Annotated in this window: 27 protein-coding genes; 13 read left to right on the top strand and 14 right to left on the bottom strand. The window is 71.7% G+C overall.

The window, feature by feature from the left end:
• Window positions 1-52 precede the first annotated feature (52 nt).
• The 3 genes from IE318_RS10630 to IE318_RS10620 all read right to left on the bottom strand — a co-directional run bounded on the left by IE318_RS10630 (window position 53) and on the right by IE318_RS10620 (window position 1,810).
• Window positions 53-1,303: an ATP-binding protein gene (locus IE318_RS10630; RefSeq protein WP_189898941.1), complete on the bottom strand. Its 1,251-nt coding sequence runs from the start codon at window positions 1,301-1,303 to the stop codon at window positions 53-55.
• A gap of 70 nt (window positions 1,304-1,373) precedes the next feature.
• Window positions 1,374-1,589: a hypothetical protein gene (locus IE318_RS10625; RefSeq protein ID WP_189899020.1), complete on the bottom strand. Its 216-nt coding sequence runs from the start codon at window positions 1,587-1,589 to the stop codon at window positions 1,374-1,376.
• Window positions 1,590-1,594: 5 nt separating this feature from the next.
• Window positions 1,595-1,810: a hypothetical protein gene (locus IE318_RS10620; RefSeq protein WP_229903431.1), complete on the bottom strand. Its 216-nt coding sequence runs from the start codon at window positions 1,808-1,810 to the stop codon at window positions 1,595-1,597.
• 119 nt (window positions 1,811-1,929) lie between these two features.
• On the opposite strand from IE318_RS10620, the gene IE318_RS10615 reads away from it, so the two are divergent.
• Window positions 1,930-2,763, top strand: a complete 834-nt coding sequence (locus tag IE318_RS10615) for a helix-turn-helix domain-containing protein (protein ID WP_030173041.1) — start codon at window positions 1,930-1,932, stop codon at window positions 2,761-2,763.
• Window positions 2,745-2,948, top strand: a complete 204-nt coding sequence (locus IE318_RS10610; RefSeq protein ID WP_189898939.1) for a DUF397 domain-containing protein — start codon at window positions 2,745-2,747, stop codon at window positions 2,946-2,948. The genes IE318_RS10615 and IE318_RS10610 overlap by 19 nt, the downstream gene beginning before the upstream one ends.
• Here IE318_RS10610 and IE318_RS10605 read toward each other — a convergent pair.
• From IE318_RS10605 to leuA, 6 genes are all read right to left on the bottom strand, one after another.
• Entirely contained in the window at window positions 2,945-3,406 is a 462-nt protein-coding gene (locus IE318_RS10605) for a protein-tyrosine phosphatase family protein (RefSeq protein ID WP_189898937.1), read from the bottom strand. The two genes, IE318_RS10610 and IE318_RS10605, sit on opposite strands and share 4 nt — an antisense overlap.
• Before the next feature lie 45 nt (window positions 3,407-3,451).
• On the bottom strand, window positions 3,452-4,117 hold the full coding sequence (locus IE318_RS10600; RefSeq protein WP_189898935.1) for a response regulator: 666 nt from the start codon (window positions 4,115-4,117) through the stop codon (window positions 3,452-3,454).
• Window positions 4,114-5,340: a sensor histidine kinase gene (locus tag IE318_RS10595; RefSeq protein ID WP_189898932.1), complete on the bottom strand. Its 1,227-nt coding sequence runs from the start codon at window positions 5,338-5,340 to the stop codon at window positions 4,114-4,116. Before IE318_RS10595 ends, IE318_RS10600 begins: the two co-directional genes overlap by 4 nt.
• A gap of 47 nt (window positions 5,341-5,387) precedes the next feature.
• A complete protein-coding gene (locus IE318_RS10590; RefSeq protein ID WP_189898930.1) occupies window positions 5,388-7,460 on the bottom strand; it encodes an MMPL family transporter in 2,073 nt (690 codons plus the stop codon).
• Window positions 7,461-7,658: 198 nt separating this feature from the next.
• Window positions 7,659-8,357 (bottom strand): TerB family tellurite resistance protein, encoded by a 699-nt coding sequence (locus IE318_RS10585; RefSeq protein ID WP_030173024.1) that lies wholly within the window; start codon window positions 8,355-8,357, stop codon window positions 7,659-7,661.
• A gap of 193 nt (window positions 8,358-8,550) precedes the next feature.
• Window positions 8,551-10,272, bottom strand: coding sequence for a 2-isopropylmalate synthase (gene leuA, locus IE318_RS10580; RefSeq protein ID WP_189898928.1), 1,722 nt, complete (start codon window positions 10,270-10,272; stop codon window positions 8,551-8,553).
• Window positions 10,273-10,654: 382 nt separating this feature from the next.
• On the opposite strand from leuA, the gene IE318_RS10575 reads away from it, so the two are divergent.
• From IE318_RS10575 to IE318_RS10540, 8 genes are all read left to right on the top strand, one after another.
• Complete coding sequence (locus IE318_RS10575; protein ID WP_189898926.1) at window positions 10,655-11,725, top strand: M4 family metallopeptidase; 1,071 nt, start codon at window positions 10,655-10,657, stop codon at window positions 11,723-11,725.
• 21 nt (window positions 11,726-11,746) lie between these two features.
• The gene (locus IE318_RS10570; protein WP_189898923.1) at window positions 11,747-12,013 is read left to right on the top strand and encodes a protealysin inhibitor emfourin; all 267 of its coding nucleotides are present in this window, start codon (window positions 11,747-11,749) and stop codon (window positions 12,011-12,013) included.
• 76 nt (window positions 12,014-12,089) lie between these two features.
• Entirely contained in the window at window positions 12,090-13,421 is a 1,332-nt protein-coding gene (locus IE318_RS10565; protein WP_373311125.1) for a GH1 family beta-glucosidase, read from the top strand.
• Window positions 13,422-13,562: 141 nt separating this feature from the next.
• Window positions 13,563-14,642 carry a PhoH family protein gene (locus tag IE318_RS10560; RefSeq protein WP_189898919.1) on the top strand — a complete coding sequence of 360 codons (1,080 nt, stop codon included), beginning with the start codon at window positions 13,563-13,565 and terminating at the stop codon, window positions 14,640-14,642.
• A 12-nt stretch (window positions 14,643-14,654) separates the two neighbouring features.
• A complete protein-coding gene (gene ybeY / locus IE318_RS10555; protein WP_030173018.1) occupies window positions 14,655-15,152 on the top strand; it encodes an rRNA maturation RNase YbeY in 498 nt (165 codons plus the stop codon).
• Between the two features lie 8 nt (window positions 15,153-15,160).
• Window positions 15,161-16,477: a hemolysin family protein gene (locus IE318_RS10550; protein WP_189898916.1), complete on the top strand. Its 1,317-nt coding sequence runs from the start codon at window positions 15,161-15,163 to the stop codon at window positions 16,475-16,477.
• Window positions 16,474-16,764 carry a hypothetical protein gene (locus tag IE318_RS10545; protein ID WP_189898914.1) on the top strand — a complete coding sequence of 97 codons (291 nt, stop codon included), beginning with the start codon at window positions 16,474-16,476 and terminating at the stop codon, window positions 16,762-16,764. The genes IE318_RS10550 and IE318_RS10545 overlap by 4 nt, the downstream gene beginning before the upstream one ends.
• Entirely contained in the window at window positions 16,761-17,120 is a 360-nt protein-coding gene (locus IE318_RS10540; protein ID WP_189898912.1) for an MmcQ/YjbR family DNA-binding protein, read from the top strand. Before IE318_RS10545 ends, IE318_RS10540 begins: the two co-directional genes overlap by 4 nt.
• Before the next feature lie 9 nt (window positions 17,121-17,129).
• Here the strand turns inward: IE318_RS10540 and IE318_RS10535 are convergent, their stop codons facing one another.
• Window positions 17,130-18,548, bottom strand: coding sequence for an MFS transporter (locus tag IE318_RS10535; RefSeq protein ID WP_189898910.1), 1,419 nt, complete (start codon window positions 18,546-18,548; stop codon window positions 17,130-17,132).
• A 148-nt stretch (window positions 18,549-18,696) separates the two neighbouring features.
• On the opposite strand from IE318_RS10535, the gene IE318_RS10530 reads away from it, so the two are divergent.
• Together IE318_RS10530 and IE318_RS10525 are read left to right on the top strand one after the other, a co-directional pair.
• On the top strand, window positions 18,697-19,518 hold the full coding sequence (locus IE318_RS10530; protein WP_189899018.1) for a helix-turn-helix transcriptional regulator: 822 nt from the start codon (window positions 18,697-18,699) through the stop codon (window positions 19,516-19,518).
• Window positions 19,519-19,557: 39 nt separating this feature from the next.
• Window positions 19,558-19,920, top strand: a complete 363-nt coding sequence (locus IE318_RS10525; RefSeq protein WP_189898908.1) for a cytidine deaminase-like protein — start codon at window positions 19,558-19,560, stop codon at window positions 19,918-19,920.
• A 47-nt stretch (window positions 19,921-19,967) separates the two neighbouring features.
• Here the strand turns inward: IE318_RS10525 and IE318_RS10520 are convergent, their stop codons facing one another.
• Together IE318_RS10520 and IE318_RS10515 are read right to left on the bottom strand one after the other, a co-directional pair.
• Window positions 19,968-20,306 (bottom strand): P-II family nitrogen regulator, encoded by a 339-nt coding sequence (locus IE318_RS10520; protein WP_030173001.1) that lies wholly within the window; start codon window positions 20,304-20,306, stop codon window positions 19,968-19,970.
• Window positions 20,303-21,616, bottom strand: coding sequence for an ammonium transporter (locus IE318_RS10515; RefSeq protein WP_030172999.1), 1,314 nt, complete (start codon window positions 21,614-21,616; stop codon window positions 20,303-20,305). Before IE318_RS10515 ends, IE318_RS10520 begins: the two co-directional genes overlap by 4 nt.
• 151 nt (window positions 21,617-21,767) lie before the next feature.
• Between IE318_RS10515 and era the strand changes: the two genes are divergently transcribed.
• A complete protein-coding gene (gene era, locus IE318_RS10510) occupies window positions 21,768-22,721 on the top strand; it encodes a GTPase Era (protein ID WP_030172995.1) in 954 nt (317 codons plus the stop codon).
• 298 nt (window positions 22,722-23,019) lie between these two features.
• Here era and IE318_RS10505 read toward each other — a convergent pair whose 3' ends face one another.
• Both IE318_RS10505 and IE318_RS10500 read right to left on the bottom strand, forming a co-directional pair.
• Window positions 23,020-25,107 (bottom strand): glycoside hydrolase family 31 protein, encoded by a 2,088-nt coding sequence (locus IE318_RS10505; RefSeq protein WP_373311123.1) that lies wholly within the window; start codon window positions 25,105-25,107, stop codon window positions 23,020-23,022.
• Window positions 25,108-25,404: 297 nt separating this feature from the next.
• On the bottom strand, window positions 25,405-26,526 hold the full coding sequence (locus IE318_RS10500; protein ID WP_229903435.1) for a carbohydrate kinase family protein: 1,122 nt from the start codon (window positions 26,524-26,526) through the stop codon (window positions 25,405-25,407).
• Between the last annotated feature and the right edge of the window lie 224 nt (window positions 26,527-26,750).

Genomic DNA, 26,750 nt, shown 5'->3' with positions numbered 1-26,750 from the left:
TCATTCTCGCCCATGCGCCGGGCGCCGGGGCCCACTCCTCGCCAGGTGCGGCTCACCGCTCGGCAGGGGTGAGCTCCGCGACGAAGACGGTGCGGCCGCCGCGCGCCTCCTGGGCGCGGATGAGCAGGCGGACCGGGACCCTGTGGCCGTCGTGGTGCAGTGCCTCGACCGGCACCGGGCGGCCGAGGATGCGGGACTCCCCGGTGAGCAGCAGGGAGGTGAAGCCCGCGAGATGGCGCTCTCGGTACTCGGGCGGGATCAGGACGGTGAGCCGCCGCCCGGTCAGGGCGTCCGCGTCCCAGCCGATCAGGTCGGCCGCGGCCCGGTTCACCGCGAGGATCCGGTTGCCGTCGTCGGCGGCCACGCACGGCACATCGGCGGCGTGCAGGTCGGTGGCGTCCCACGGAGCCAGTGCCGCGGGATCGGCCTCGGTCTCCTCGGCCACCTCGGTCCATGGCGTGGGGGACGCGCCGTCGAGCTGGGCGGCGACCTCGTCCAGCAGCCAGTCGGACACCCGCCGGATCTCCGGCAGGGCCGGCCGGGTCAGCAGCCGCCCGTCGGCGGCCGCCGCGTCGGCCTGCTCCAGTACCCGGCGCAGCAGAGGCACGGCGGGGCCGGCCTCCCGCGGCAGCGCCACCCGCACCGTGCCGACCGGCTCGGGCTCCGGCCCGAGCGCGGCCGCCACACCGGCGTCGAGCCCCTGCTGAGCACCCTGGGCGGCGCGCACGTCCGCCGGCGGCAGATGCGGCCGCTGCCCGGCGAGGCCGGCGAGCAGGCACTCGCGCAGCAGCGCCTCCTGGTGGCGCTGCGCCGCCCCGTACAGCACCACCGGCAGATCCGCCAGCAGCACCGGGACGGTCGGCCCGGTCGGCGGCCGGGCATCGCCCCAGTCCGCCACCGGCGGGGTCTCCGGCGCCTCGGGCCACAGCTCGAACCAGACCGTCTTGCCGCACTTGTCGCACTCCACGCCGAAACCTGCGGCGAGGTCCTCCACCAGCTGCAGCCCCCGGCCGGTGCACGCGTCCAGGCCCCGCTCGCGGGGCGCCGGCGCGAGGTGCGGCTCCTGGTCCCGCACCCGCACGTGCACCCGGCCCGCGCGGGCCCAGGCCCGCACCTCGACCTCGGTGTGTGCGTGCAGCACCGCGTTGGTCACCAGCTCACTCACCAGCAGCTCCGCCTCGTCCACCACGTCGGGCGGGGTGCCGGCCAGGGAACTCCGAACGAACTGCCGCGCTGCCGGAACGCTGTCCGGCCGCGGCGGCCACCGCCGTACCGGGGCAGTGGCCGGATTTGCACCAGTCATACGGCCCCAGTATGCTCCCCCGCCCCCCGAACCGGCCAAACCCCTGGCGAGGGGTGGTGCAGGGGGGCGGTCACGGCACCTCGCCGCGGCTGCGGGCGTTGGCGTGCGCCGTGGCGGCGCTGAGCCGCTCCGCCGGGGTCGCGGCCCGCACCCGCTCCGGCGGGCAGTCCCACTCCTTGCCACCGCCGAGGGGGCGCAGCTGTACGTACGGTCCTTCGTGCGCCATGACGACGCCGACCCTGCCCGTGCCGGTGTCCATCGCGTACGAACCGACCGGCGGCCGCACGGCGTTCACCGCAGCACCGCGGCGAGCCGGGCGGCGGTCTCCACCGAGCAGCGCCCCAGTTCGACGAGCGGGCACGGCGACTCGCGGGCGAGCCCGGCCGGATCGAGCCCCAGCGAGGGCAGCGCGATTCCCGCCTTTTCGAGTACGGCCCGCAATTCCGCGACGGTTTCCTCCGCCTCCTGAACACAGACCGCCGAGTGCACCGAGTGCCTTGCTGCCACTGTTCACTTCCCTTTCGCTTGTCCGACTTCACGTTTCGTAGCTCCAAGGTGACGTTCTGCCACTAAAGTCGGAAGGGTTTCGGGCCCTACAACGGCCGGGCAGGGCAAGGGGGTTGGTAATGGCCAACGGTTCACGTCAGGCGGTCTGGGAGTTCTTCGGCGCGGAGCTGAAGCGACGCCGGGAGAACGCCGATCTGACGCAGGTGGAACTGGGAGCGCGGGTTTTCGTCTCCGGCGGCTATATCGGCCAGTTCGAACAGGCGATCAGAAAGCCGCAGTTGGACGTGGCCCAGCGGATCGACGAGGTACTGCAAACCGACGGTATTTTCGAGCGGCTGTGCAGGAAGCTGATCGATGATCCTCGGTATGCGGAGTACTTCGCGAAAGCGGCGGAACTGGAGTCGCTGGCGACGGAGATCTACGAGTTCGCACCCGCGCTGGTTCCGGGACTGCTACAGACGAGGGCATACGCGTGGGCGGTCACCGTCGCGACGAACCCGTTCGCCGTGGACGAGTACATCGAGGAGAAGGTGTCCGGCCGCATGGACCGCGCCCGCATCCTCAAGGACGCCACTCGCCCGTTGTACTGGGTCGTCCTGCACGAGAACGTGCTACGGATCCCGGTCGGCGGACCGGAGGGCATGGCGGAACAACTGGACCACATCGCGCGGCTGACACGGGAGCGGACGGTGGTGGTGCAAGTGCTCCCGTACGCGGCAGGTCCGTACCCGATCATGACGGGGTCCTTGAAGCTCATGGAGTTCGATGACGCCCCGCCAACCGCCTATACAGAAGCGGTGTATTCGGGCAACCTGCTGGATAACCCGGCCGTGGTCAAGCGTGCCCACGCGGCATACGATCAGATCAGGGCCGCCGCACTGTCGCCACAGGCGTCCCTGCCCCTGATCGAGTCGGCGGCGGAGGACTTCAGACGATGCGCGAGTACGACCTGACTCACGCCCGCTGGCGGAAGAGCACTTACAGCGACGGCAACGGCGGCGACTGCGTCGAGGTCGCCGACGGAGTCCCCGGTGTCGTGCCCGTCCGGGACAGCAAGGTTCCGGACGGAGCCGTGCTGGTGGTGCGGGCCGGGGCCTGGGCCGCGTTCGTGGGCGCCGTCGGGGCGGCCCGCCTCTAGCGGGACACCGCCCCCAGCGGCGCGAAGTTCCGTACGTACCGCTTCTGCCACGGCGTCTCCACCGCGTGCCGGTCGTAGTGCCCACGGACGTACGCGACCGCGTCGTCCGGCGGTACGCCGTCCAGGACCGCCAGGCAGGCCAGGGCCGTGCCCGTGCGGCCACGGCCGCCCGCGCAGGCGAACTCGACGCGTTCGGCGGCGGACCGTTCCCAGGCCTCGACGAAGGCCGCGCGGGCCGCCGTACGGTCCGCGGGGAGCCGGAAATCGGGCCAGCGCAGCCAGTGGGACTCCCAGAGGACCTCGGGCGGCCGCTTGCCGAGGAGGTAGACGCCGTACGTCGGGCTCGGCGCCCCGGGGTCGAGGGGGCGGCGCAGGCCCCGGCCGCGTACCAGCCGTCCCGAGGGCAGCCGCAGTACGCCCGGCTGCCCCTCTTCCCACCGCACTTCCCCGCTCGTCATCCGGCCATTCGTACCCGGGCCCCGGGCGGCCCGCAACCGGATCACTCACATGCTGCCCGGAGACACCAGCCCCGACTCGTAGGCCACGATGACCAGTTGTGCCCGGTCCCGCGCGCCCAGCTTGCCCATGATCCGGCTGACATGGGTCTTCGCGGTGAGCGGGCTGACGCCGAGCGCCTCGCCGATCTCGGTGTTGGTCAGGCCCCGGGCGACCAGGGTCAGGACCTCGCGCTCGCGGTCGGAGAGGCAGTCGGGGCCGCCTGTGACGGGGGCGGCCGGGCTGCGCAGGAAGCGGGCGATCAGTCGGGCCGTGGGGCCCGGCGAGAGCAGGGCCTCGCCCGCGGCCACCGTGCGGATCGCGTCGAGGAGGTCGGCCGGGCGGGTGTCCTTGACCAGGAAGCCGGAGGCGCCGGCGCGCAGCGCCTCCACGATGTGCTCGTCGGTGTCGTAGGTGGTCAGGACGAGCACCTTCACACCGGCCAGGTCCTCGTCGGCGGCGATCAGCCGGGTGGCCTCGATCCCGTCGAGGTCGGGCATGCGGATGTCCATCACCACGAGGTCGGCGCGGGCGCTGCGGGCCAGCGCGACGGCCTCGCGCCCGGTGCCGGCCTGCCCGACGACCTCCATGTCCCCGGCCGACTCGACGAGCATGGCGAAGGCGGCCCTGACCAGGGTCTGGTCGTCCGCGAGCAGCACGCGGACGGCGCTCACCGGCCTCCCTCCAGGGGCAGTAGGGCCGTCACCTCGAAGCCCCCGCCGGACCGGGGACCCGCGTCCAGCGTTCCGCCCACGCTGCGGGCCCGCTCCCGCATGCCGACGAGCCCGAAGCCGGCGCCGGCGCCGGTCCCGGGCGCGGCCCCGGTGCCGTCGTCGGTGACCGACAGCCGCAGTGCGCCGTCCTCGGTGCGCAGGTCGACGCCGACGGCCGGTTCGGGACCGGCGTGCCGTACGGCGTTCGTGAGCGCCTCCTGCACGATGCGGTACGCGGCGGCGCCGACGGCGGGCGGGACGTCGTCGGCCCGCACGGACAGCTCCACCTTCGCCCCGGCCAGCCGGGCGGTCTGCGCCAGGTCGGCGACGCCGTGCAGCGCGGGGAGCGGGCCGCGCGCCTCGGGGGCGCCCTCCCGCAGCACCTCCAGCGTCGTGCGCAGCTCGCCGCGCGCCGTCCGGCAGGTCTCCGCGATGTCGTCGAGGGCCTCGGCGACGGCGGCGCGGTCCAGGCGCCCGGGGTCGGCGGCGAGGACGTGCGCGGCCACGGAGGTCTGGACGCCGATGAGGGTGATGCTGTGGGCGAGCAGGTCGTGCAGGTCGCGGGCGATGCGGAGGCGTTCCTCCGCGACACGGCGGCGGGCCTCCTCCTCGCGGGTGCGTTCGGCGCGTTCGGCGCGCTCGACGATGGAGGCGACGTACTGCCGGTAGTAGCGGACGTCGACGCCGAAGAAGAGCACGGCGATGATCCAGCCGGAGACCCGCAGCAGTTCCACGGCCTGGTGGGTGTTGACGGTGAGCATCACGCTCGTGGCGAACGTGACGACGATGACGCCGGTCAGGATCGTGCGCAGCGGGCGGCTGGTGACCGCGATCGTGTAGAGCGCCACGTACGCGGCCGGGGTGGGCGCGAAGTGGTTGTTGTCCATGGCGTGGTACGGCATGATCAGCGCCACCATCGCCGCCAGCACCAGCAGCGGCCTGCGCCGCCGCCACACCAGCGGCACATGGGCGCCCAGCAGCAGCGCCCAGCCGAGCGCGTCCGGCCGCCGGCCGGCGTCGCCGAACAGTCCCAGGCACACGGCCACCGCGGCGAGCCCCGCGGCCAGCAGCGCGTCGTTGCGGGTGCCGTGCGGCGCGGTCCGGGGGTCGCGGTTGATCGCCGCCATGATCCGTTCGCCCGGGCGGGGCCGCTCCGCTGTCATGGTTGGTTGCACGGGGTTCATCTTCCGACAGGCGGGCGCCCCTCCGGGAGGGAGGGGCGCCCGGCGGCTCACACCGGCTCCGGCTGGCGCTCGGGCGGTGCCGGTTCCGGGGTCCGCGACAGCGGGCCCGGCCACCAGACCTTCCGGCCGAGTGCCACGCTCGCGCTGGTCACCAGGTAGGTGCGGACGAGGAAGGTGTCCAGCAGCACCCCGACGGCGATGACGAAGCCGAGTTCGACGAGCTGGACGAGCCCCATGTTCGTCAGCACGGCGAAGGTGGCGGCCAGGACGAGCCCGGCGGAGGCGATGACGCCGCCCGTCGTCCGCAGCGCGGTCAGCGCGGCCGCGGACGGTTCCGCGCCCTTCAGCGACTCCTCCCGCATGCGGTGCATGAGGAAGATGCCGTAGTCGACGCCGAGGGCGACGAGGAACACGAAGGACAGCAGTCCGAGTCCGGGGTCGGTGCCCTCGAAGCCGAACAGCGGACCGAACACCAGTCCGCCGATGCCGAGCGCGGCGCCCCAGACCGCGATGACGGCGGCCACCAGGATCAGCGGCGCGACGAGGGAGCGCAGCAGGGCGATCAGGATCAGCAGGACGGAGACCAGGACGATCGGGATGACGACGAGCCGGTCGCGGGCGTTGGTGTCCTTCAGGTCGATCTGCTGGGCGCTGGGCCCGCCGACATAGGAGCCGGGCAGCTCGTGCCGCAGTTCCTTGATGGTGGCGGTCTCGGCCGCGGACTGGGGCGGGGCGGAGGCGATCACGGAAATCTCGGTCCAGCCGCCGCCGGTACGGCCCGGCTGGGCGTTCGCGACGCCGTGCGCGGCGCGGACGGTGGCCAGGGTGGCGTCGGCCCGGTCGGCCGGGGTGATGACGTCGATGGGCTGGGCGGACCGCTCGGGGTAGGCCTTGGCGAGGGTCTCCAGGGCGGCGACCGACTCCGGCTTGTCGACGAAGGCGTCCTGCTGCTTGATCGTGCCGGGCAGGTTGAGGGTGCCGAGGGCGAGGGCGCCGAGCAGGACGGCGCCGGAGGCGAGGACGGTCAGCGGGCGGCGCCCGGCGGAGCTGCCCATCGCCGCGAACAGCGACCGGCGCGCCTTGGGGGTGCTGCCGTAGGCGGGCACGAGCGGCCAGAACACCCGGCGGCCCAGCAGGACGAGCAGCGCGGGCAGCAGCGTCAGCATCGCGACCAGCGCGCACAGCACGCCGACCGTACCCAACGGCCCCATGCCGCGGCTGGAGTTGAGGTCGGCGGCGAGCAGGCACAGCAGGCCCGCGGCGACCGTGCCGGAGGAGGCGAGAACGGCGGGCCCGCAGCCGCGCAGGGCGGCGCGCATGGCGTCGTACGGCCGCTCGTGGCGCCGCAGTTCCTCGCGGTAGCGGGAGACGAGCAGCAGGGCGTAGTCGGTGCCGGCGCCGAAGACGAGGACGGTCATGATGCCGGTGCTCTGTCCGGAGACGGTGGTGCCGAAGGCCTGGTTGAGGCCGTAGGCCACGCCCGTGGACAGGAAGTCGCCGACCCCGGCCACGACCAGCGGGACCAGCCACAGCATCGGGCTGCGGTAGATGAGGATCAGCAGGACGGCGACGACGGCGACGGTGGTGTAGAGCAGCGGTCCGCCGAGGGACTGGTAGACGTCGGCGGCGTCGGTGGCCATCGCGCTCGGGCCGCCGACCTGCACGGTCATTCCGTCCTGGTCGTGGGCGACGCCGCGGACGTCGTCGACGAGGGCGTCGCGCTTCTTCTCGTCGGCGCCGGGCTCGTTGCTGGTGACCGGGTACATCACGGTCGTGCCGTCCTTGGACGGAACGGGCTGCGGTGTCCCCGTCAGGGCGTGCTGCCGGCCGATGGTCGCCACCTGCCGTGCCGCCGTCGCCCGGTCCGCGGCCGTCAGGCCGGAGTCGCGGTGGTAGACGAGGACCAGTTCCGTCGTCTGGCCGCCCGGCAGCCGGTCCTGGATCTTCGCGACCTGGGTGGAGTCGGCGCTCGCGGGCAGGTAGTCGGTGACCCGGTCGTGCTGCACGTCGCCGAGTTTCGACGCGAACGGCGCGACGACCGCGAGCACGCCGATCCACAGCGCGAGCAGCAGCCAGGGGATGGCGCGTCGTCGCGTACGTGTCGTTTCTGCGGCCCTCATGAAACGGGCCCTCCCTCCGGCGCGGCTGTCTGGATGCGGTCTCCAGACTCCCGGCGCGGAGGGCGCGTTTCGTCGCGCCGGAGGGCGAGTTCGGGCGTACTGCGCGGGGTGACCGGGCGGCCGGACTACTCCCCGGGGAGTAGCGCGGAGAGTAGCCCGGGAGGCGCCACAGGGCGTGCGGGCGGGACGCGGTGGGCGTCAGGACGGCGTGCGCGCCGCCGCGAGCAGCCTGGTCACGTCGTCCGCGCAGATGGTCAGGGCCGCGCCGACGGTGGCGAGGGTGTCGCGTTCGGCAGGGGTGTAGGGGCCGTCGGCCAGGGCGATGCGGGCGGCCTGGAGGAGGATCGACTCGCGTCCGGCGGCGGCGAGGTGCGGGGCCAGCGGGTCCAGGGCCTCGTGAAGCTCTATGGCCAGGCCCGCCACGCTCGGCTCGCCCTCGTACACCCGGCCGGTGTCCGCGGCCAGCGCCTCGACCAGGGCGGCCAGCTGCTCCTCGGTGCACTCGGCGAAACCGGCCGCGCGCACGGCGACCGCGGCGGTCTCCAGTGCCGTACGGGAGGAGGTGCCGCCCGCGGAGAGCACCGCGAGGGCGACGGTGTGCACGGCGTCGCGGAGCATCGCGGAGAAGCGGGAGGTGGTCGGGTGGTCGAGGGTGTCGGTGCCGAAGTGCCCGCCGCAGGCCGCGCACTCCACCACGGGCCCGGTCGCTCCGCGCGGCAGCAGGGGCACACCGAGGACGGTGAAGCGCCGTCGGCCGCTCAGACGCTGGTAGTTGCGGTCGCCGCCGCAGCCGGGGCAGAAGAACTCGCCGTCGCCGACGGGTGTCCACGAGATACGGGTGCCCAGCATCCGGGCAAGCCCGGCGGCACGGCCGTTTCGTCCCCGTACTGGCAGCACGTCGCACCTCCGTAACCACGCGGCAACATCGCCGCGTGGGCGTGATGTTAGCCACATTGGTGAGGCTGAGTCAGTACCCCGGACGAGACCTGTTCGTGACCTGGCCGGTAAACGACCGTGAAAAAAGGGGCCCCGGTCGCCTCGAAAGACGGCCGGGGCCCCGGAAAGTGCCGGTCAGCGCCGGTCGGCGGGGTCAGCGCGTGGCGCGGTTGACGGCCGAGACGACCGCCTTCAGAGACGCACGTGTCGTGTTCGCATCGATGCCGATGCCCCACAGGACCTTGTCGTCGATCGCGCATTCGATGTAGGAGGCGGCCTGCGCGGAGGCGCCCTCGCTCATCGTGTGCTCCTGGTAGTCCAGCAGGCGTACGTCGATGCCGATGGACTGCAGGGCGTCGAAGAAGGCCGAGATCGGGCCGTTGCCGGAACCGGTCAGGACGGTGTCCTGGCCGTCGACCGTCGCCTCGACGGTCAGCGTGTCCACGCCGTCGGTGTCCGTGGTCGACTGGCCGGTCCTGACCTGGATGCGGCCCCAGGGGTTGTCCGGGTTGGGCAGGTACTCGTCCCGGAAGACGTTCCAGATCTCCTTCGGCGTGATCTCGCCGCCCTCGGCGTCGGTCTTCGCCTGGATGATCTTGGAGAACTCGATCTGCATCCGGCGCGGCAGGTCCAGCTTGTGGTCGTTCTTCAGGACGTAGGAGATACCGCCCTTGCCGGACTGGGAGTTGACGCGGATGACGGCCTCGTAGGAGCGGCCGACGTCCTTGGGGTCGATGGGCAGGTACGGCACCGCCCACTCGATGTCGTCGACGGTGACGCCCTTGGCCCTGGCGTCGGCCTCCATGGCGTCGAAGCCCTTCTTGATGGCGTCCTGGTGGGAGCCGGAGAAGGACGTGTAGACCAGGTCGCCCACGTACGGGTGGCGCGGGTGGACCTCCATCTGGTTGCAGTACTCCCACGTGCGACGGATCTCGTCGATGTCGGAGAAGTCGATCTGCGGGTCGACGCCCTGCGAGAACAGGTTCATGCCCAGGGTGACCAGGTCGACGTTGCCGGTGCGCTCGCCCTGCCCGAACAGGCAGCCCTCGACGCGGTCGGCGCCGGCCATGACCGCCAGCTCGGCCGCCGCCACGGCCGTGCCGCGGTCGTTGTGCGGGTGGACGGACAGGCAGACGTACTCGCGGCGCGACAGGTTGCGGTGCATCCACTCGAAGCGGTCCGCGTGCGTGGACGGGGTCGAACGCTCCACCGTGGCGGGCAGGTTGAGGATGATCTCGCGGCCCGGGCCCGGCTGGTAGACGTCCATGACCGCCTCGCAGACCTCCAGGGCGAAGTCCAGCTCGGTGTCGGTGAAGATCTCCGGCGAGTACTGGTAGCCGAACTCCGTCTCCGGGCCCAGCAGCTTCTCGGCGTACTCCATCACCAGACGGGTGCCGTCGACGGCGATCTGCTTGATGTCGTCCTTGGAGCCGCGGAAGACGACCCGGCGGAAGACCGGGGCGGTGGCGTTGTACAGGTGGACGTTGGCCCGCTTGGCGCCCTTCAGGGACTCCACGGTCCGCTCGATCAGGTCCTCGCGGGCCTGGGTCAGTACGGAGATCGTGACGTCGTCCGGGATCGCGCCCTCCTCCTCGATGATGGAGCGCACGAAGTCGTAGTCGGTCTGCCCGGAGGCCGGGAAGCCGACCTCGATCTCCTTGTAGCCCAGCTTGACCAGCAGATCGAACATCGCGCGCTTGCGGGCGGGCGACATCGGGTCGATCAGGGCCTGGTTGCCGTCGCGCAGGTCGGTGGAGAGCCAGCGGGGGGCGGTGGTGATCCGCTGGTTCGGCCAGGTGCGGTCGGAGATGTCGACCTGCTCGTAGCGGCCGTACTTGTGGATCGGCATGGGGCTGGGCTGCTGGCGGTTGGCCATGTTGCGTGGGCTCCTCGGTTGGTCCGCGGTCGATGCGGTGCCGGAAAGGGCGGCCGACGGCGCAACGCCAAACTCCGCGGGGAGGGGGTCGGCCTACGACTACAGGCCCTCGCCGCGGCAGCTAAGGAGAAGCAGCCCGAAAAGCATGATGCTCCGCAGCCTAGCCGAGCCGCGCCGACCGCGCGGGCGTGTTCCAGTATGCGAAACCGACGGGAGAAAAGGGACAAAAAGTGTGCCATCTCACCATGAGGCCACTTTGGGGTCACACTGCGCGACGCTCACTACCACTACGTGACGGGGCGCCGGTCCCCTTGCCCCGATATTTCACCAATCATGGTTGCGGGTGGTGACAGCGGAATAACACAGTGCAATGGTGCGAGGCATGACGACCAACGGGGGCCTCGAGCCCGTCTTCTGCACCATCGTGCCGCCGCACATCCTCGACCGCCTCGCCCGCAACGAGGATCCCGCGCTCTCCGGACCGGCGCGCCGCAGCCTGGAGCGCGACGCCATGGAGCGCACCCGCCGCCGGCTGACCACCGTCGTCGGCGCGCCCGCCGTCGCTCCGCCCGCCGGAAAGCAGGCCGAGCAGCCGCACCGCACGATCTACGACGCTCACCACGGCACCGACCTGCCCGGCCGCAAGGTGCGCGGCGAGGGCCAGAAGCCCAGCGGCGACGCCACCGTCAACCGCGCCTACTCCGGCCTCGGCGCCACCTTCGAGCTGTATCTGAAGGCGTACGCCCGCGACTCCATCGACGGCGCGGGCCTGCCGCTGGACGCGACCGTGCACTACGACGAGAAGTACAACAACGCCTTCTGGAACGGCGAGCAGATGGTGTTCGGCGACGGCGACGGCGAGATCTTCCTCGACTTCACCATCCCGGTCGACGTCATCGGCCACGAGCTGACCCACGGCGTCACCCAGCACACCGCCAACCTGGAGTACTTCGGCCAGTCCGGGGCGCTCAACGAGTCGGTGTCCGACGTCTTCGGCTCGCTGATCAAGCAGTACACGCTCGGCCAGACCGCCGCCGAGGCCGACTGGCTGATCGGCGCGGGCCTGCTCGCCCCGAGCGTCACCGGCACCGCGCTGCGCTCCATGAAGGCGCCCGGCACGGCCTACGACGACGATGTGCTCGGCAAGGACCCGCAGCCGTCGACCATGGAGGACTACGTCCGCACCAGCAGCGACAACGGCGGCGTGCACATCAACTCCGGCATCCCCAACCACGCCTTCTACCTGACCGCCACCGCGCTCGGCGGCCACGCCTGGGAGAAGGCGGGGCAGATCTGGTACGACGTGCTGACCGGCGGCGAACTCAGGGACGACGCCCTCTTCGCGGACTTCGCCACGCTCACCGTGAAGGCCGCCCGGGAACGGTACGGCGCCGGCGACGAGCTCCAGGCCGTGCAGAAGGCGTGGGAGCAGGTCGGGGTGCGGACGCTGTGATTCCGTACTAGACACGGACTCATGCGTATTCAGGTGAGGCGCACGGGCGGGTTCGCGGGCATCGAACGGTTCGCCGAGGTGGACACCGCGGGGCGCGCGGACGCCCAGGAGTGGCATGCCCTGGCCGAGCAGGCACTGGCCGCCGGCCGGGGCACGCCACCGGTCGGGGTGCCGGACGGCTTCAGCTACCAGATCACGGTGGACGGCACGACGGTGTACGCCGCCGACCCCCGGCTCACCGACGCGGAGCGGAAGCTGATCACCCGGGTGCTGAAGGAAGGCGCGTGAATCCGGCGGGACACGTGAATCCGCCGGGGCGCACGGGCGTTGACTTCTGTTACCGCGGGTACGGATGATCCGTCGCATGGCGACTGACGCGGGCACGGCGACGGCACCGATCCCCCGGTTCCCGGACGGCTTCCTGTGGGGCGTGTCCACCTCGGCCCACCAGATCGAGGGGGCGGCCGACGAGCGGGAGCCGTCCGTCTGGGACGTGTTCACGGCCGAACCGGGACGGGTCAAGGACGGCTCGACGGCGGCGGTGGCCTGCGACCACTACCACCGCCACCGCGAGGACGTGGCGCTGCTGGCGGACCTCGGCGTGGACGCCTACCGCTTCTCGGTCTCCTGGCCCCGGGTGAACTCCCCCGGCGGCCTCGACTTCTACGACCGGCTGGTCGACGAGCTGTGCGCGGCGGGCGTCCGGCCGGTCCCCACCCTCTTCCACTGGGATCTGCCGGCCCGTCTGGACTGGCTGGAGCGGGACACGGCGTCGCGGTTCGCGGAGTACGTGGCGCTGGTGGCCGCCCGCCTGGGCGACCGCGTCACGAAGTGGATCACGCTCAACGAACCCGCCGAGCACACCCTGCTGGGCCACGCCCTGGGCGTGCACGCACCGGGGAGGAAGCTGCTGTTCGACGCCCTCCCGGTCGCCCACCACCAGCTCCTCGCCCACGGCCTGGCGGTGCGGGCGCTGCGCGCGGCGGGGGCTGCGGACATCGGCATCGCCAACTCCCACGGCCCGACGTGGCCCGCGTCGCCTGAGACGGCGGACGTCGAGGCGGCGGACTTCTTCGACGTGCTGCTCAACCGGATGTTCGCGGAGCCGGTCCTGCTGGGCCGCTACCCGGAGGGGATCGGCGAGCTGCTGCCCGGCGACGTCGAGGCGGACCTGAAGATCATCGCCGAACCGCTGGACTGGTACGGGATCAACTACTACGCCCCGGCCCGGGTGGGCGCCCCGCAGGGTGAGGGGACGGAGTTCGGCGGGATGACCATGCCGGCGGAGCTGCCCTTCTCGCTGCGCGCGATCGAGGACCGCCCGGTCACGGACTTCGGCTGGCCGGTGGTCCCCGAGGCGCTGACGGAGCTGCTGACCGGCTTCCGCGACCGCTACGGCGACCGGCTCCCACCCGTCGTGATCACCGAGAACGGCTGCTCCTACGAGGGCCTCGACGACCAGGACCGCATCGCCTACCTCGACGGCCACGTCCGCGCCCTGCACCGCGCGGTGGAGGCGGGTGTGGACGTGCGCGGCTACTTCGTGTGGTCGCTGCTGGACAACTTCGAGTGGGCGGAGGGCTACGCCCGCCGCTTCGGCCTGGTGCACGTGGACTTCGGCAACCCGGCGACACTGGAGCGGACACCGAAGGCGTCGTACCACTGGTTCCGGGAGATGCTGCGGGCCCAGCGGTAGCCGGACCGGCCATCGTCCCGGCGGGGCCCTCGTAAAAGTCCTACGGCGTTGTCACTCCCCCGTCGTACCCTGGGAAGCGCGAGGCCGCCCTCAGCCAGGCGGCCGTGATGAGGAGGAACCGCAGGCCTTAAGCGCCGGCCCATGACTCAGACACCCGAAGCCAACACCCCTGCGCAGCGGCAGGCACGAGCACAGTTCACCGTCCCCGCCCAGCACCCCATGGTGACCGTGCTGGGTTCCGGCGACTCCCTTCTGCGCGTGATCGAAAAGGCCTTCCCGGGGGCCGACATCCACGTCCGGGGCAATGAGATCAGCGCGGTCGGCGACTCGGCGGACGTCGCCCTGATCCAGCGCGTGTTCGACGAGATGATGCTGGTGCTCCGCACCGGGCAGCCGATGACGGAGGACGCAGTGGAACGCTCGATCGCCATGCTCAAGGCGAGCGAGAACGGGGAGAACGAGGGCCAGGAGACCCCGGCCCAGGTGCTGACGCAGAACATCCTGTCCTCGCGCGGCCGCACGATCCGCCCCAAGACGCTCAACCAGAAGCGCTACGTCGACGCGATCGACAAGCACACGGTCGTCTTCGGCATCGGCCCCGCCGGTACCGGAAAGACCTACCTGGCCATGGCCAAGGCGGTGCAGGCCCTGCAGTCCAAGCAGGTCAACCGCATCATCCTGACCCGTCCGGCGGTCGAGGCCGGCGAGCGGCTCGGCTTCCTGCCGGGCACGCTCTACGAGAAGATCGACCCCTATCTGCGCCCGCTGTACGACGCGCTGCACGACATGATCGACCCGGACTCCATCCCACGGCTGATGGCGGCGGGGACGATCGAGGTCGCGCCGCTGGCGTACATGCGCGGCCGGACGCTGAACGACGCCTTCATCATCCTGGACGAGGCGCAGAACACCAGCCCCGAACAGATGAAGATGTTCCTCACCCGCCTCGGGTTCGACTCGAAGATCGTCATCACGGGTGACGTGACGCAGGTGGACCTGCCGAACGGCACGAAGAGCGGTCTGCGGCAGGTGCAGGAGATCCTGGAGGGCGTCGAGGACGTCCACTTCTCCCGGCTGTCCTCGCACGACGTGGTACGGCACAAGCTGGTGGGCCGTATCGTCGACGCGTACGAGAAGTACGACAGCCAGTACGGCACCGAGAACGGCGCGCCGAAGCCCCCCGGGCACGGCAGGCCGGGACGCGGGCACAAGGGGAAGTAGACCAGCACGACCATGTCGATCGACGTCAACAACGAGTCCGGAACCGAGGTCGACGAGCAGGCGATCCTCGACATCGCCCGCTACGCGCTCGCGCGGATGCGCATCCACCCGCTCTCCGAGCTCTCGGTGATCGTCGTGGACGCCGACGCCATGGAGCAGCTGCACGTGCAGTGGATGGACCTGCCGGGGCCCACGGATGTCATGTCCTTTCCGATGGACGAACTGCGTCCGCCGGGCAAGGACGACGAGGAGCCCCCGCAGGGCCTGCTGGGCGACATCGTGCTGTGCCCGGAGGTGGCCGCCAAGCAGGGGGCCGAGGCCCCGACGAAGCACTCCATGGACGAGGAGCTGCAACTGCTCACCGTCCACGGTGTGCTGCACCTGCTCGGCTACGACCACGAGGAGCCGGACGAGAAGGCCGAGATGTTCGGCCTCCAGGCCGCCATCGTGGACGGCTGGCGCGCGGAGCGGGGCCTGACCGGGCCGTCCCCGGCGCCGACGGTCTCCTGAGGCCGCCCATGAGTCCGCAGATCGTCGTCGGCGCGATCGCGCTGGTCGTCGTCGCCTGGCTCGCCGCCTGCGCGGAGGCGGGCCTCGCGCGCATCTCCAGCTTCCGTGCCGAGGAGGCCGTGAAGTCCGGCCGCAGGGGCAGCGCCAAGCTCGCCCAGGTGGCCGCCGACCCGACCCGCTATCTGAACGTGGCGCTGCTGGTGCGGGTGGCGTGCGAGATGGCGGCGGCCGCGCTGGTCACGTACGCGTGCCTGGAGGCGTTCCCGGGCACGGGCGAGGCGCTGGTGGTCGCGATCGCGGTCATGGTGCTCGTGTCGTACGTCGCCGTCGGGGTATCCCCGCGCACCATCGGCCGGCAGCACCCGCTGAACACGGCCACCGTGGCGGCCTACGTGCTCGTCCCGCTCGCGCGGATCATGGGGCCGATCCCGTCCCTGCTGATCCTCATCGGCAACGCGCTCACCCCGGGCAAGGGGTTCCGCCGCGGCCCGTTCGCCTCGGAGGCGGAGCTGCGCGCACTGGTCGACCTGGCCGAGCAGGAGTCGCTGATCGAGGACGAGGAGCGCCGGATGGTGCACTCGGTCTTCGAGCTCGGCGACACCCTCGTGCGCGAGGTCATGGTCCCGAGGACCGACCTGGTCGTCATCGAGCGCTACAAGACCATCCGCCAGGCCCTCACGCTGGCGCTGCGGTCCGGCTTCTCGCGCATCCCGGTCACCGGGGAGAGCGAGGACGACATCGTCGGGATCGTCTACCTGAAGGACCTGGCCCGCCGCACCCACATCAGCCGGGACGCCGAGAGCGACCTGGTGTCCACGGCGATGCGCCCGGCCGTCTTCGTGCCGGACACGAAGAACGCCGGCGACCTGCTGCGCGAGATGCAGAAGGAGCGCAACCACGTCGCCGTCGTCATCGACGAGTACGGCGGCACGGCCGGCATCGTGACCATCGAGGACATCCTCGAGGAGATCGTCGGCGAGATCACCGACGAGTACGACCGCGAGCTGCCGCCGGTGGAGGACCTCGGCGAGGACCGCTACCGGGTGACCGCCCGCCTCGACATCGGCGACCTGGGCGAGCTGTACGGCCTGGAGGAGTACGACGACGAGGACGTGGAGACGGTCGGCGGCCTGCTCGCCAAGGCCCTGGGCCGGGTGCCCATCGCCGGGGCGTCGTCCGTGGTCGAACTCCCCGACGGCCGTGAGCTCCGCCTGACGGCGGAGGCCGCCGCGGGCCGCCGCAACAAGATCGTCACGGTCCTGGTGGAGCCGATGGACCCGGTGGACCCGGCGGAGGTGCCCGCGGAGGAGGCGAAGGAGGAGTGACGGAGGCCGACGGGGGACCGGTGGCACGGCTGCGCGTGACCAACCGGGGCACGGACATGCTGGAACTGATCCTCGAGCCCTACGGCAGTGACCACTGGCTGCGGCCCTCGGAGACCTTCGTGGTCGTGACGTACGGCTTCGGCAACGGCGACCCCTTCGAGGTCGAACACGAGCCGGCCACGGTGACGGTCCACCTCGACGGCCACGGATACGTGACCGACCTCAACGGCGACGAGATCGACTGCGCCCACGGCCGCCCGGAGACCGGCGAGGAGACGAACGCATGACCCCCCAGCAACTGCGCGCCCTCTGTCTGTCCTTCAACGCCGCCGTGGAGGACTTCCCCTTCAACCCGGAGACCTCCGTCTTCAAGGTCCGGGGCAAGCTGTTCGCGCTGTCGGCGCTGGACGCCACGCCCCTGACCGTCAACCTCAAGTGCGACCCCGAGGACGCGATCCGGCTGCGGGGCGAGCACCCCGGGCTCGTCGTCCCGGGGTGGCACATGAACAAACGCCACTGGAACACGGTCACCGTCGACGGCGGGCTCCCGGACCGGCTGGTCCGGGAGCTGGTGGAGGACTCGTACGACCTGGTGGTGGCCGGTCTCCCGCGTGCCGAACGGCTTCGCCTGGACCGGCCCTAGGGGCCTGTCCTAGGCGGTGCGCCGGACCCGCAGTCCCAGGCCGACCAGCACGGCCGCCGCGAGGACGATCGCCGCGTCCAGGGCCAGCACGGTGTGGACGCCCGCGAGGAGGTCGCCGGAGGTGGTGGCCAGGACGCCCAGCAGCGGGATGCCGACGGTGATGCCGACCTGCTGGGTGGAGGTGACCAGGCCGGTGGCCAGGCCCTGCTCCTCGTCGGGGACGCCCGAGGTGACGGTCAGGCCGTAGGAGATGATCGCGCCGAGGTGGCACATGCTGGCCAGCGAGACGGCGGCCGTGGCGAGCCAGACCGACCAGGTGTGGGCGTTCAGGCCGAGCAGCGCGGCGATCAGCGCGCCCTGTCCGGCGAGCGAGCCGACGAGGGTGCGGCGGGCGCCGAACCGGCCGATGACCTTCGCCGCGTAGCTGCCCGCCACCGCCGAGAGCACACCCTGGACGCCGAAGACCAGACCGGTCTCGAAGGCCGACAGGTGCAGGATCTCCTGGAGGTAGAGGGTCAGGACGAAGACCACCGTGGACATCATCGAGAAGGTGACCAGACCGCCCACGTTGCCCCACGCCACCGTGCGGCGGCGCAGCATGGGCAGGGAGACCAGGGGGGCCTGCGACCGGGACTCGACGACCGCGAACGCGCTCAGCAGCGCGACGCCCGCGATCAGCGCCGTGATGACGTCGGCGCGGCCGAAGCCGTGGTCGGCGGCGGTGGACAGGGCGTAGATCAGCGACAGCAGGCCGGTGGTGACGGTGACCGCGCCGGGGACGTCCAGGCGGGGGCGCTGCGGGGTGCGGGATTCGGGCAGCAGCCCCGGGGCCAGGGGCAGCACGATCAGCGCGAAGACCGACAGCAGCGCCATCGTGGAGCGCCAGCCGAGGGCGTCGGTGAGGACGCCGCCCGCGACCATGCCGACGGTGAAGCCCAGCGACAGCAGGGTGCCGGAGATACCGAGGGCACGGTCGCGGGCCGGGCCCTCGGGGAAGGTGGTGGTCAGCAGGGACATGCCGGTCGGTACGATCGCCGCCGCGCCCAGGCCCTGCAGCGCCCGGCCGGCCAGGAAGGACGCCGGGTCCCAGGCGAGGGTGGCCAGCAGCGAGGCGCCCCCGAACAGGGCCAGACCGGTCAGGAACAGCTTCCGGCGGCCGTACAGGTCGCCGACGCGGCCGAACAGCAGCAGGAAGCCGCCCGAGGGCAGCGCGAACGCGGTGACCGCCCACTGAAGGGCCGACCGGCTCATGCCGAGGTCCGTGCCCAGCTCCGGCAGGGCCACGTTCAGCACGGAGAAGTCCAGGGCGACCATGAACTGGGCGGCGCACAGGACGAAGAGGACCAGCTTGTCGCGGGCCGACAGCCGTGGGTCGTCGAGCTGTGCCCCGGTGGGGGTGGTGGGTGAGGTGGTGGTGTCGATCGCCATGGCCAAGAGCCTCGTGCGACCGGAATAGCCGTGGGGAGTCGGAACTTATGGTGGTGGTGGCACCACCAGACACTACGAGGGGGATCCGTACGTGCCTGACACTGACACGATCAAGACGCAGCGGCTGCGGGAACTGCGCGAGTTCCTGATGAACAGGCGGGCCCGGGTGACCCCGGCCGAGGCGGGACTGCCGGACGGCGGGGCCCGGCGCCGTACTCCCGGACTGCGGCGCGAGGAGGTCGCGGTGCTCGCCGGGGTGGGCGCCTCCTGGTACCAGTGGCTGGAGCAGGGCCGGGACATCTCCGTCTCCCCGCAGGTGCTGGACTCCGTGGCCAGGGTGCTCAGGCTCAGCGACGTCGAGCGCCGGCACCTGTACGTGCTCGCCGGGCTGAACCCGCCCGCGCCCGAGGTGGCGCCGGAGAAGCGGGACATGTGCGAGGGATTGCGGCGGCTGATCGACACGTGGATGCCGTATCCGGCGCACATCATGGACATGTACTACAACTGCGTGATGTACAACGACGCCGCCGCGATCGTGCTGGGCATGCGTCCGGACATCACGCAGAACTGCCTCGTCGACTTCTTCACCGACCCGATGTACCGCTCCCGCAGCAAGAGCTGGGAGTCGAACGCCCGGACGGTCGTGGCGCAGTTCCGGGCCGCGTGCGCCGCCCGCCCCGACGACGAGGGGTACCAGGCCGTGCTGGCCCAGGCCAGGGAGGCCAGTGACGAGTTCACGGCGCTGTGGGAGCAGCGGGACATCGAGGACGCCGGTCAGATCCGCAAGGAGCTCGACCATCCGCTCGTGGGGCTGCTGTGCATGGAGTCGACGGCCATGAAGGTGCCGGCCCGGCCGGACCTGACGGTCGTGCTGCACACACCCCTGGACGAGGCGAACACCGCGGCGAAGCTGGAGTGGCTGGCCTCGCCGGAGGGGCGGCGCGGTGCGATGTATCCGGTGGCGGGGTGACCCGGGCGGTCGCCGGCGCGGCTTTCGTATGCTCGGATCATGACCGAGAGCAACGGGCTTGACCCCGAGGACCGCAAGATCGTCACCCTGGCCCGTTCGGTGCGGGCCCGCAACGGTGTGCCGGAGGGCGCGGCCGTACGTGACGAGACGGGCCGTACGTACGCCGCCGGGTCGGTGCACCTCGCCTCGCTGAAGCTGAGCGCCCTGCAGACGGCGGTGGCCATGGCGGTGGCCTCCGGCGCCACGTCGCTGGAGGCCGCCGCGGTCGTCAGCGAGGCGGAGGGCATCGCGCCCGAGGACCGGGCCGCGGTCGGGGACCTCGGCGGCCCCGGGACGCCGGTGCTGCTGGCCGGGCCGGACGGCACGGTCCGGCTGACGCAGCAGGCGGGCCAGTCGGAGTAGCCGCAGCAGGGGGGCGGTCGACCGGGGTCTGATCCGCCGGACGGGCCCTACAGCGCGTCCGGGCCGCGTTCGCCCGTCCGGACGCGTACGACCGTCTCCACGGGCACGGACCAGACCTTGCCGTCGCCGATCTTGCCGGTCTGCGCGGCCCGGACCACCGCGTCGATGACCGCGTCCGCGTCGGCGTCCTCCACGACGACGTCGATGCGGACCTTGGGCACGAGGTCGACCCGGTACTCGGCGCCGCGGTACACCTCCGTGTGGCCGCGCTGGCGGCCGTAGCCGCTGGCCTCGGTCACGGTCAGACCGTCCACGCCCATCTCCTGGAGCGCGGTCTTGACCTCGTCGAGGCGGTACGGCTTGATGATCGCGGTGATGAGCTTCATGCCTGGGTGTTGACCTTCTGGGCGGTGGGGACGAAGGAGGACGCGCCGACCGGGGCGCCGTGCCCCAGGACCCCGTGATCGTAGGCGGTCTCGGCGTGCACCGTAAGGTCCAGGCCGGTGTGCTCCTGCTCCTCGCTCGCGCGCAGGCCCATCACCTTGTCGAGCAGTTTGCCGAGGCCGTACGTCACGGCGAAGGCGTACACCGCCACGGCCGCCACGGCCAGCAGCTGCCGGCCGAGCGGGGCGAGCCCGCCGCCGTAGAGGAGGCCCTCGGCGCCGCCGGTCATCGCCTTCTCTGCGAACAGGCCGATGAGCAGGGTGCCGACGATGCCGCCGACCAGGTGGACGCCGACGACGTCGAGGGAGTCGTCGTAGTTCAGCTTGAACTTCCAGCCGACCGCGTAGGAGCAGACGACGCCCGCGGCCAGGCCCACGACCAGCGCGCCGAGCAGGGAGACGGTGCCGCAGGACGGGGTGATCGCGACCAGGCCGGCGACCGCGCCGGAGGCGGCGCCCAGGGTGGTGGGGTGTCCGTCGCGCTTGTGTTCGACGAAGAGCCAGCCGAGCAGGCCGGTGCAGCCGGCCGCGAGGGTGTTGAGGAAGGCGGCGGCGGCCAGGCCGGTCGCGCCCATCGCCGAGCCCGCGTTGAAGCCGAACCAGCCGAACCACAGCAGCCCGGCGCCGAGCATCACCATGGGCAGGTTGTGCGGACGCATGGCGTCCTTCTTGAAGCCCAGACGCGGGCCCAGGACCAGGCAGAGCGCGAGACCCGAGGCGCCGGAGGTGATCTCGACGGGGAGGCCGCCGGCGAAGTCCAGCGCGTGCAGATGCTGACCGATCCAGCCGCCGGGGCCCCACACCCAGTGCGCGACGGGAACGTATACCAGCAGCGCCCACACGGGCACGAACACCAGCCAGGCGCCGAACTTCGCCCGGTCCGCGACCGCACCGCTGATCAGCGCGGCCGTGATGATCGCGAAGGTGAGCTGGAAGGTGGCGAAGAGCAGGGTGGGTACGGTGCCGTGGACGTCGGAGGGGCCCAGGCCGGCCATTCCGGCCTGGTGCAGGCCGCCGATGAGGCCGTCCGCCACGTCGTCGCCGAAGGCGAGGGAGTAGCCGCAGGCCAGCCAGACCACGGTGACCAGGGCGATCGACACGAAGCTCATCATCAGCATGTTGAGCACGCTCTTCGTGCGCACCATGCCGCCGTAGAACAGGGCGAGGCCCGGTGTCATCAGCAGGACGAGAGCGGTGGCGGCGAGCAGCCAGGCGGTGTCGCCGGTGTCGATGTGTGCGGCGGCGAGGGTCACGGGCGTCTCCAACGGTCCGGGGGCACGTCCGAGGTTCACCGGAGTGCGTTTCCGGTCGCGTACAGGTGTGTTTCCGTGACGTTTCGTTGCGCGCGGGTTACCGGAACCTCACGGTGCCGCCGGGCTCTGCGGATCAGGGAGAATGGGCGGCATGAGCGCTCGCACCCCGTCATCCGAAGAGTCGGCCGAGGCCGTCCACCGCGCCGGCTTCGCCTGCTTCGTGGGCCGTCCCAACGCGGGCAAGTCCACCCTCACGAACGCTCTGGTCGGGCAGAAGGTGGCGATCACCGCTAACCAGCCGCAGACGACGCGGCACACGGTACGCGGCATCGTGCACCGACCGGACGCCCAGCTCATCCTGGTGGACACGCCGGGCCTCCACAAGCCGCGCACGCTGCTCGGCGAGCGGCTCAACGACGTCGTGCGGACGACGTGGGCCGAGGTCGACGTGATCGGTTTCTGCCTTCCCGCGAACGAGAAGATCGGCCCCGGCGACCGCTTCATCGCCAAGGAGCTGGCCGGGATCAGGAAGACCCCGAAGGTCGCCATCGTCACCAAGACCGACCTGGTCGACTCCAAGGCCCTCGCCGAGCAGCTGATCGCCATCGACCAGCTCGGCAAGGAGCTGGGCATCGAGTGGGCGGAGATCGTGCCGGTGTCGGCGACGGCGGGCAAGCAGGTGGATCTGCTGGCCGACCTGCTGATCCCGCTGCTGCCGGAGGGGCCGGCGCTCTACCCCGAGGGCGACCTCACGGACGAGCCCGAGCAGGTCATGATCGCGGAACTCATCCGGGAAGCGGCGCTGGAGGGCGTCCGCGACGAGCTGCCGCACTCCATCGCGGTGGTGGTCGAGGAGATGCTGCCGCGGGAGGACCGGCCGGCGGACAAGCCGCTGCTGGACATCCACGCGAACGTGTTCATCGAGCGGCCGAGCCAGAAGGGGATCATCATCGGCCCCAAGGGCAAGCGGCTGAAGGAGGTCGGGATCAAGTCGCGCAAGCACATCGAGGCGTTGCTGGGGACGCCGGTCTTTCTCGACCTGCATGTGAAGGTGGCGAAGGACTGGCAGCGGGATCCCAAGCAGTTGCGGCGGCTCGGTTTCTGAGGGGGCGTGCCCACCCACCCGCCCGACTCGGTGGCTCAAGAGGTGCCGTCCTGGGGCTCCGCCCCGGACCCCGTTTCCCACCCGCCCCCCGTCTCGGTGGGGTGAGAAGGCGCCGTCCGGGGCTCCGCCCCGGGCCCCGGCGGGGACTCCGTCCCCTGCACCCCTGCGGCGGCCGCGTCCCCTTGTGCCCTGCGGGGGCTGTTTGTGCACCTGCGGGGCCGCGTACCCCTGTACCCCGGCACACCCGTGGGCCGGTCGCCCTCGGCGACCGGCCCTTCGGATCGTGCGGGCGGGTTTCTCAGCGCAGCGCCCGCAGGGCCTTGTCCGATCCCTTCGCTCCGAGTTTCACGAAGACCGGGGTGGTGCCCAGGGGCGTGGCGTAGGACGTGAGGGTCCTGCCGCCGTGGACGACCTTGCGGTGTGCCACGTCGTACCAGGTGCCCGGGGGCAGGTGGACGCTTCTGGTGGGGGCGTCGGTGAGTTGGGGGGCCGCCAGGACGGCCGGGCCCAGCATCCACTCGTCGGTGATCGTGTAGGCGGGCTTGTCCTCCGGGAAGTCGAAGAACAGGGGGCGCATGATCGGGTCGCCGGTCCTCAGGGTCTGCTGGACCTGGTCCCAGATGTACGGGGCGAGGCGGGCGTGGCGGGCGATGGCCTGGCGGTAGAGGGCGATCGTCTCCTCGTCGTACACCACCTTCTGGCCCGTTCTGGGGTCGATCGTGTCCACGGGGGACGTGGAGGCGTACATCAGCGGCATCAGTGCGGCCGACTGCGCCCAGCGGACCAGGACCTGCTTCGTCGGCGCGGGCTGGGCGCTGGAGCCGCCGATCATGTCGGTGGTGACGAAGGGGTAGCCGATGGTGGAGATGGCGAGGTTCTGGGTGACGGAGGCGCGCAGGGAGTTCCAGCCGGTGCCCTTGTCGACCTGGCGGGTGACGAATCCGGCCTGGTGCGCGGCGGTGTCCCAGTGGACGCGGATGCCCACGCCCTGGAGGTCGTACTCGTCGGCGAGTTGGGCGCCCAGGCGCTGGTAGTCCGTGGGCTTGTAGCCCTCGTGCGGTGCACACCGCTCGTCGAAGAAGCGGGTGTCGAACTTCAGGCCGTCGATGCCGTACGTCTTCATCAGGCCCTTGAGCCGGCCTTCGTACCAGGCCTTCGCCTCCGGGTTGCCGAGGTCGACGATGCCCGCGGTGCCGTTCCACCAGGTGACCGTGCAGGGCTTGGTGGTGTCGGCGGCGTCCTTGAGCAGGTAGCCGTGGTCGGCGGCGTACTGGTACTGGTCGGAGTCGAGGTTGATCCACAGGGTGACCCAGAGACCGAAGTCGAAGCCCAGGTCGTGGATCTTCTGCGACATCGCCTTGGGGTCGGGGTAGGCCTTCGGGTCGAAGGTCATGTTCCCGTAGTTGGACTCCCACTTGTCGTCGAGCTGGAGGGCGTGGCCGGTGATGCCGTTGTCGTGCAGGTCCTGGGCGTAGTCCAGGAGCTTGGCCTGGTCGACGTGGGTGTAGAACTGCGCCCAGGAGTTCCACACCGGCTCGGCGTACTGCCGGTAGCCGGCGTCGCTCTTCGTGGGCTTGCCCACGATGCCGACGTAGTCGCGGTAGACGTCGAGGGGGGTCCGCTCCACGAAGACCGTCGCCCGGTACGGCTCCGCCGACTCGATGTCGAAGCGGCCGAGGCCGTCGGTGTTCTGGTTGATCGCCACGTCCATGACGTGCCCGGTGTCCACGCGCAGTCCGGTCGCGGCGGAGGTGTACCAGAACGGGTCGATCATGTAGTACGAGGCCGGTCCGAAGGCGGGGTGGACCACCTGGCCGCTGTCGAGCGGCCAGGGCTGGTCGGTGCCGGGGCCGCCGTTCGGGGTCTGGGCCTCGCCGTGGCCGTACCAGTGGCCGGCGGACTTCAAGTCGTAGGCCAGGCCGAGGCGTTCGGGCGTGGTGCCGCTGACCTGCCAGTCGAGCTGGTAGCGGTCGGCGGAGGGGGTGACGCGGGCCTGGACCGTGGCACCAGGCACGGTGGTGGCGGCGGTGAGGGTCAGGACGCCGTTCTTCCAGGACCAGTCGGTGACGCGGGTGGCGTGCTGCCAGGTCCCGGCGGTGCGGAAGCGGAGGGCTCCGGTGTCACCGGGGGCGGTGGCCAGGACGGTGGTTCCCGAACGGCGGGTGGTGAGGGCGAGTTGATCCCTCGCCACATGGAGGGAGTAACCGGGTGCGGTGCGGTCCGGGGGGACGGTCAGGGTGAGTTCCGCCGCGGACGTGGCCAGTTGGGCGGTCCGGGGGGCGGGGGCGGCCTGTGCGCGGTTCTGCGCGGTCAGGCCGACGGGGAGGGCGAGGGCCAGGGCGAGGGCGGCGAGGAGCACTCGGGGTCTGCGTGTTGGTCTGCGCACGACGCATGTCCTTCGACGGTGGGGAGTCCGGAGCAGCAAGTCATGGTCAGGAGGTGCGGGAGCCCGTGCATATTCGTGCGTGCCTGCAAGGTGACTGCAAAATCGTGCTTGATTCAGCCGATAATTGAGCAGCAAACGTCAACTGTCAATGGCGTGCTCCGGTGCGGGCTCGGCCCGGCGCCATGACCTGGTGTGCCTGCGGGGAGGGGGACCCGATGAGTCGGTGAGTCGGCCCCGTACGTCAACCCGGTATGTGCAGCAGGCGGTTCAGGGGCCGTCGGCGCCGGGCGTGGCCGGTCACGCGGACCTGCCGAAGCCGATGGTCGGTACGGCCCTGCGCCGCGGCCAGGGCTCCGCGCACGTCTCCGGCACCAGGTCCCCCAGGAAGGCGTACCGCCGCAGGGCCGCCGGGTCCTGGGTGTCCACCGACTGGACCTTGCGCCACCAGGCCGCGACCTCGGACCAGCCGGGCGCCGACAGCGAGCCTCCGAACTCCTGCACGGACAGCGCGGCGGTGAGGCCGGCGAAGGCGAGACGGTCGGCCAGCGGCCAGCCGGCCAGCGTGCCGGTGACGAAGCCGGCCACGAAGACGTCGCCCGCGCCCGTGGGGTCCAGCGCCTCGACGGCGATGGCGGGCACCTCGGCGGTCTCCCCGGTGCGCCGGTCGACGGCGTAGGCGCCCTCCGCGCCGAGGGTGACCACCGCGATGGGCACGAACGCGGTGAGCGCGCGAGCGGCGGCGCGCGGGCAGTCGGTGCCGGTGTAGCGCATGGCCTCCTCGGCGTTGGGCAGGAACGCCTCGCAGTGCTCCAGGTCGGGCAGGGCCGCCAGGTCCCAGGCGCCGGTCTCGTCCCAGCCGACGTCCCCGAAGATGCGCGTGCCCAGGCGCGCTGCCTCGGCGATCCAGGGCGAGCGCCTGCCGGGGATCAGGGAGGCCACGGCGGCTCGTGCGCGGGGCGGGCAGGCGAGCGCGCCCTCCTGCATGAACTCGGCGTCGGGGGGCGGCTCGTGGCCGTGCGAGACCATCGTGCGCTCGCCCTCGTAGGCCATGGAGACGGTGACCGGGGAGTGCCAGCCGGGGACGGTGCGGGAGGGCGAGAGGTCGATGCCCTCGCCCTGTTCCAGCGCGTCCCAGCAGTACTCGCCGTAGTGGTCGTCGCCGAAAGCCGCCGCGAGCGCCGTGCGCAGGCCGAGGCGGGCCAGTGCGGTCGCCATGTTGGCCACGCCGCCCGGGCTCGACCCCATGCCGCGCGCCCAGGACTCGGTCCCGCGCACCGGTGCGGAGTCGAGCCCGGTGAAGATGATGTCCAGGAAGACCGTGCCCGTGAGATACACGTCCCAGGGCGGGTCGGCCGTCGCCCGCAGCCCGGCCAGCGGATCGAACTGCGGACCGAAGTGGGCATGCGGCGCCCCGACGATGTACTCCCGGCCCCCCGGTCCCTGGTCCTGGCGGTCCGGCCCCTTTCCGGTGGGTGTGCTGGACGCGGTCACGGTGCGCTCCCTGACGTGGTGCGGATCAGGCCAGTGTGCACCAGAGGGCTGACAACGCGTCGGCGGTCACGCCGGGGCGGGGCGGCCCGGGCGGCGGACCCGGGCGGGGGGGCCCGGGCAACGCGGCCCGGGCAAGGCGGCCCGGGGGCCGG

It is taken from the genome of Streptomyces spiralis, from assembly GCF_014654675.1.
Lineage (GTDB): Bacteria > Actinomycetota > Actinomycetes > Streptomycetales > Streptomycetaceae > Streptomyces > Streptomyces spiralis.
The sequence above is the reverse complement of the archived record's forward strand: the minus strand, read 5'-3'. Positions and strand labels throughout refer to the sequence as shown.

Coding starts and splice junctions, on each gene's coding strand:
- IE318_RS10590 (WP_189898930.1), bottom strand. CDS start 7,460: ATGAGGGCCGCAGAAACGACACGTACGCGACGACGCGCCATCCCCTGG.
- IE318_RS10575 (WP_189898926.1), top strand. CDS start 10,655: ATGACGACCAACGGGGGCCTCGAGCCCGTCTTCTGCACCATCGTGCCG.
- IE318_RS10520 (WP_030173001.1), bottom strand. CDS start 20,306: ATGAAGCTCATCACCGCGATCATCAAGCCGTACCGCCTCGACGAGGTC.
- IE318_RS10595 (WP_189898932.1), bottom strand. CDS start 5,340: ATGAACCCCGTGCAACCAACCATGACAGCGGAGCGGCCCCGCCCGGGC.
- era (WP_030172995.1), top strand. CDS start 21,768: ATGAGCGCTCGCACCCCGTCATCCGAAGAGTCGGCCGAGGCCGTCCAC.
- IE318_RS10565 (WP_373311125.1), top strand. CDS start 12,090: ATGGCGACTGACGCGGGCACGGCGACGGCACCGATCCCCCGGTTCCCG.
- IE318_RS10530 (WP_189899018.1), top strand. CDS start 18,697: ATGAACAGGCGGGCCCGGGTGACCCCGGCCGAGGCGGGACTGCCGGAC.
- leuA (WP_189898928.1), bottom strand. CDS start 10,272: ATGGCCAACCGCCAGCAGCCCAGCCCCATGCCGATCCACAAGTACGGC.
- IE318_RS10615 (WP_030173041.1), top strand. CDS start 1,930: ATGGCCAACGGTTCACGTCAGGCGGTCTGGGAGTTCTTCGGCGCGGAG.
- ybeY (WP_030173018.1), top strand. CDS start 14,655: ATGTCGATCGACGTCAACAACGAGTCCGGAACCGAGGTCGACGAGCAG.
- IE318_RS10550 (WP_189898916.1), top strand. CDS start 15,161: ATGAGTCCGCAGATCGTCGTCGGCGCGATCGCGCTGGTCGTCGTCGCC.
- IE318_RS10525 (WP_189898908.1), top strand. CDS start 19,558: ATGACCGAGAGCAACGGGCTTGACCCCGAGGACCGCAAGATCGTCACC.
- IE318_RS10560 (WP_189898919.1), top strand. CDS start 13,563: ATGACTCAGACACCCGAAGCCAACACCCCTGCGCAGCGGCAGGCACGA.
- IE318_RS10535 (WP_189898910.1), bottom strand. CDS start 18,548: ATGGCGATCGACACCACCACCTCACCCACCACCCCCACCGGGGCACAG.
- IE318_RS10605 (WP_189898937.1), bottom strand. CDS start 3,406: ATGACGAGCGGGGAAGTGCGGTGGGAAGAGGGGCAGCCGGGCGTACTG.
- IE318_RS10630 (WP_189898941.1), bottom strand. CDS start 1,303: ATGACTGGTGCAAATCCGGCCACTGCCCCGGTACGGCGGTGGCCGCCG.
- IE318_RS10610 (WP_189898939.1), top strand. CDS start 2,745: ATGCGCGAGTACGACCTGACTCACGCCCGCTGGCGGAAGAGCACTTAC.
- IE318_RS10570 (WP_189898923.1), top strand. CDS start 11,747: ATGCGTATTCAGGTGAGGCGCACGGGCGGGTTCGCGGGCATCGAACGG.
- IE318_RS10540 (WP_189898912.1), top strand. CDS start 16,761: ATGACCCCCCAGCAACTGCGCGCCCTCTGTCTGTCCTTCAACGCCGCC.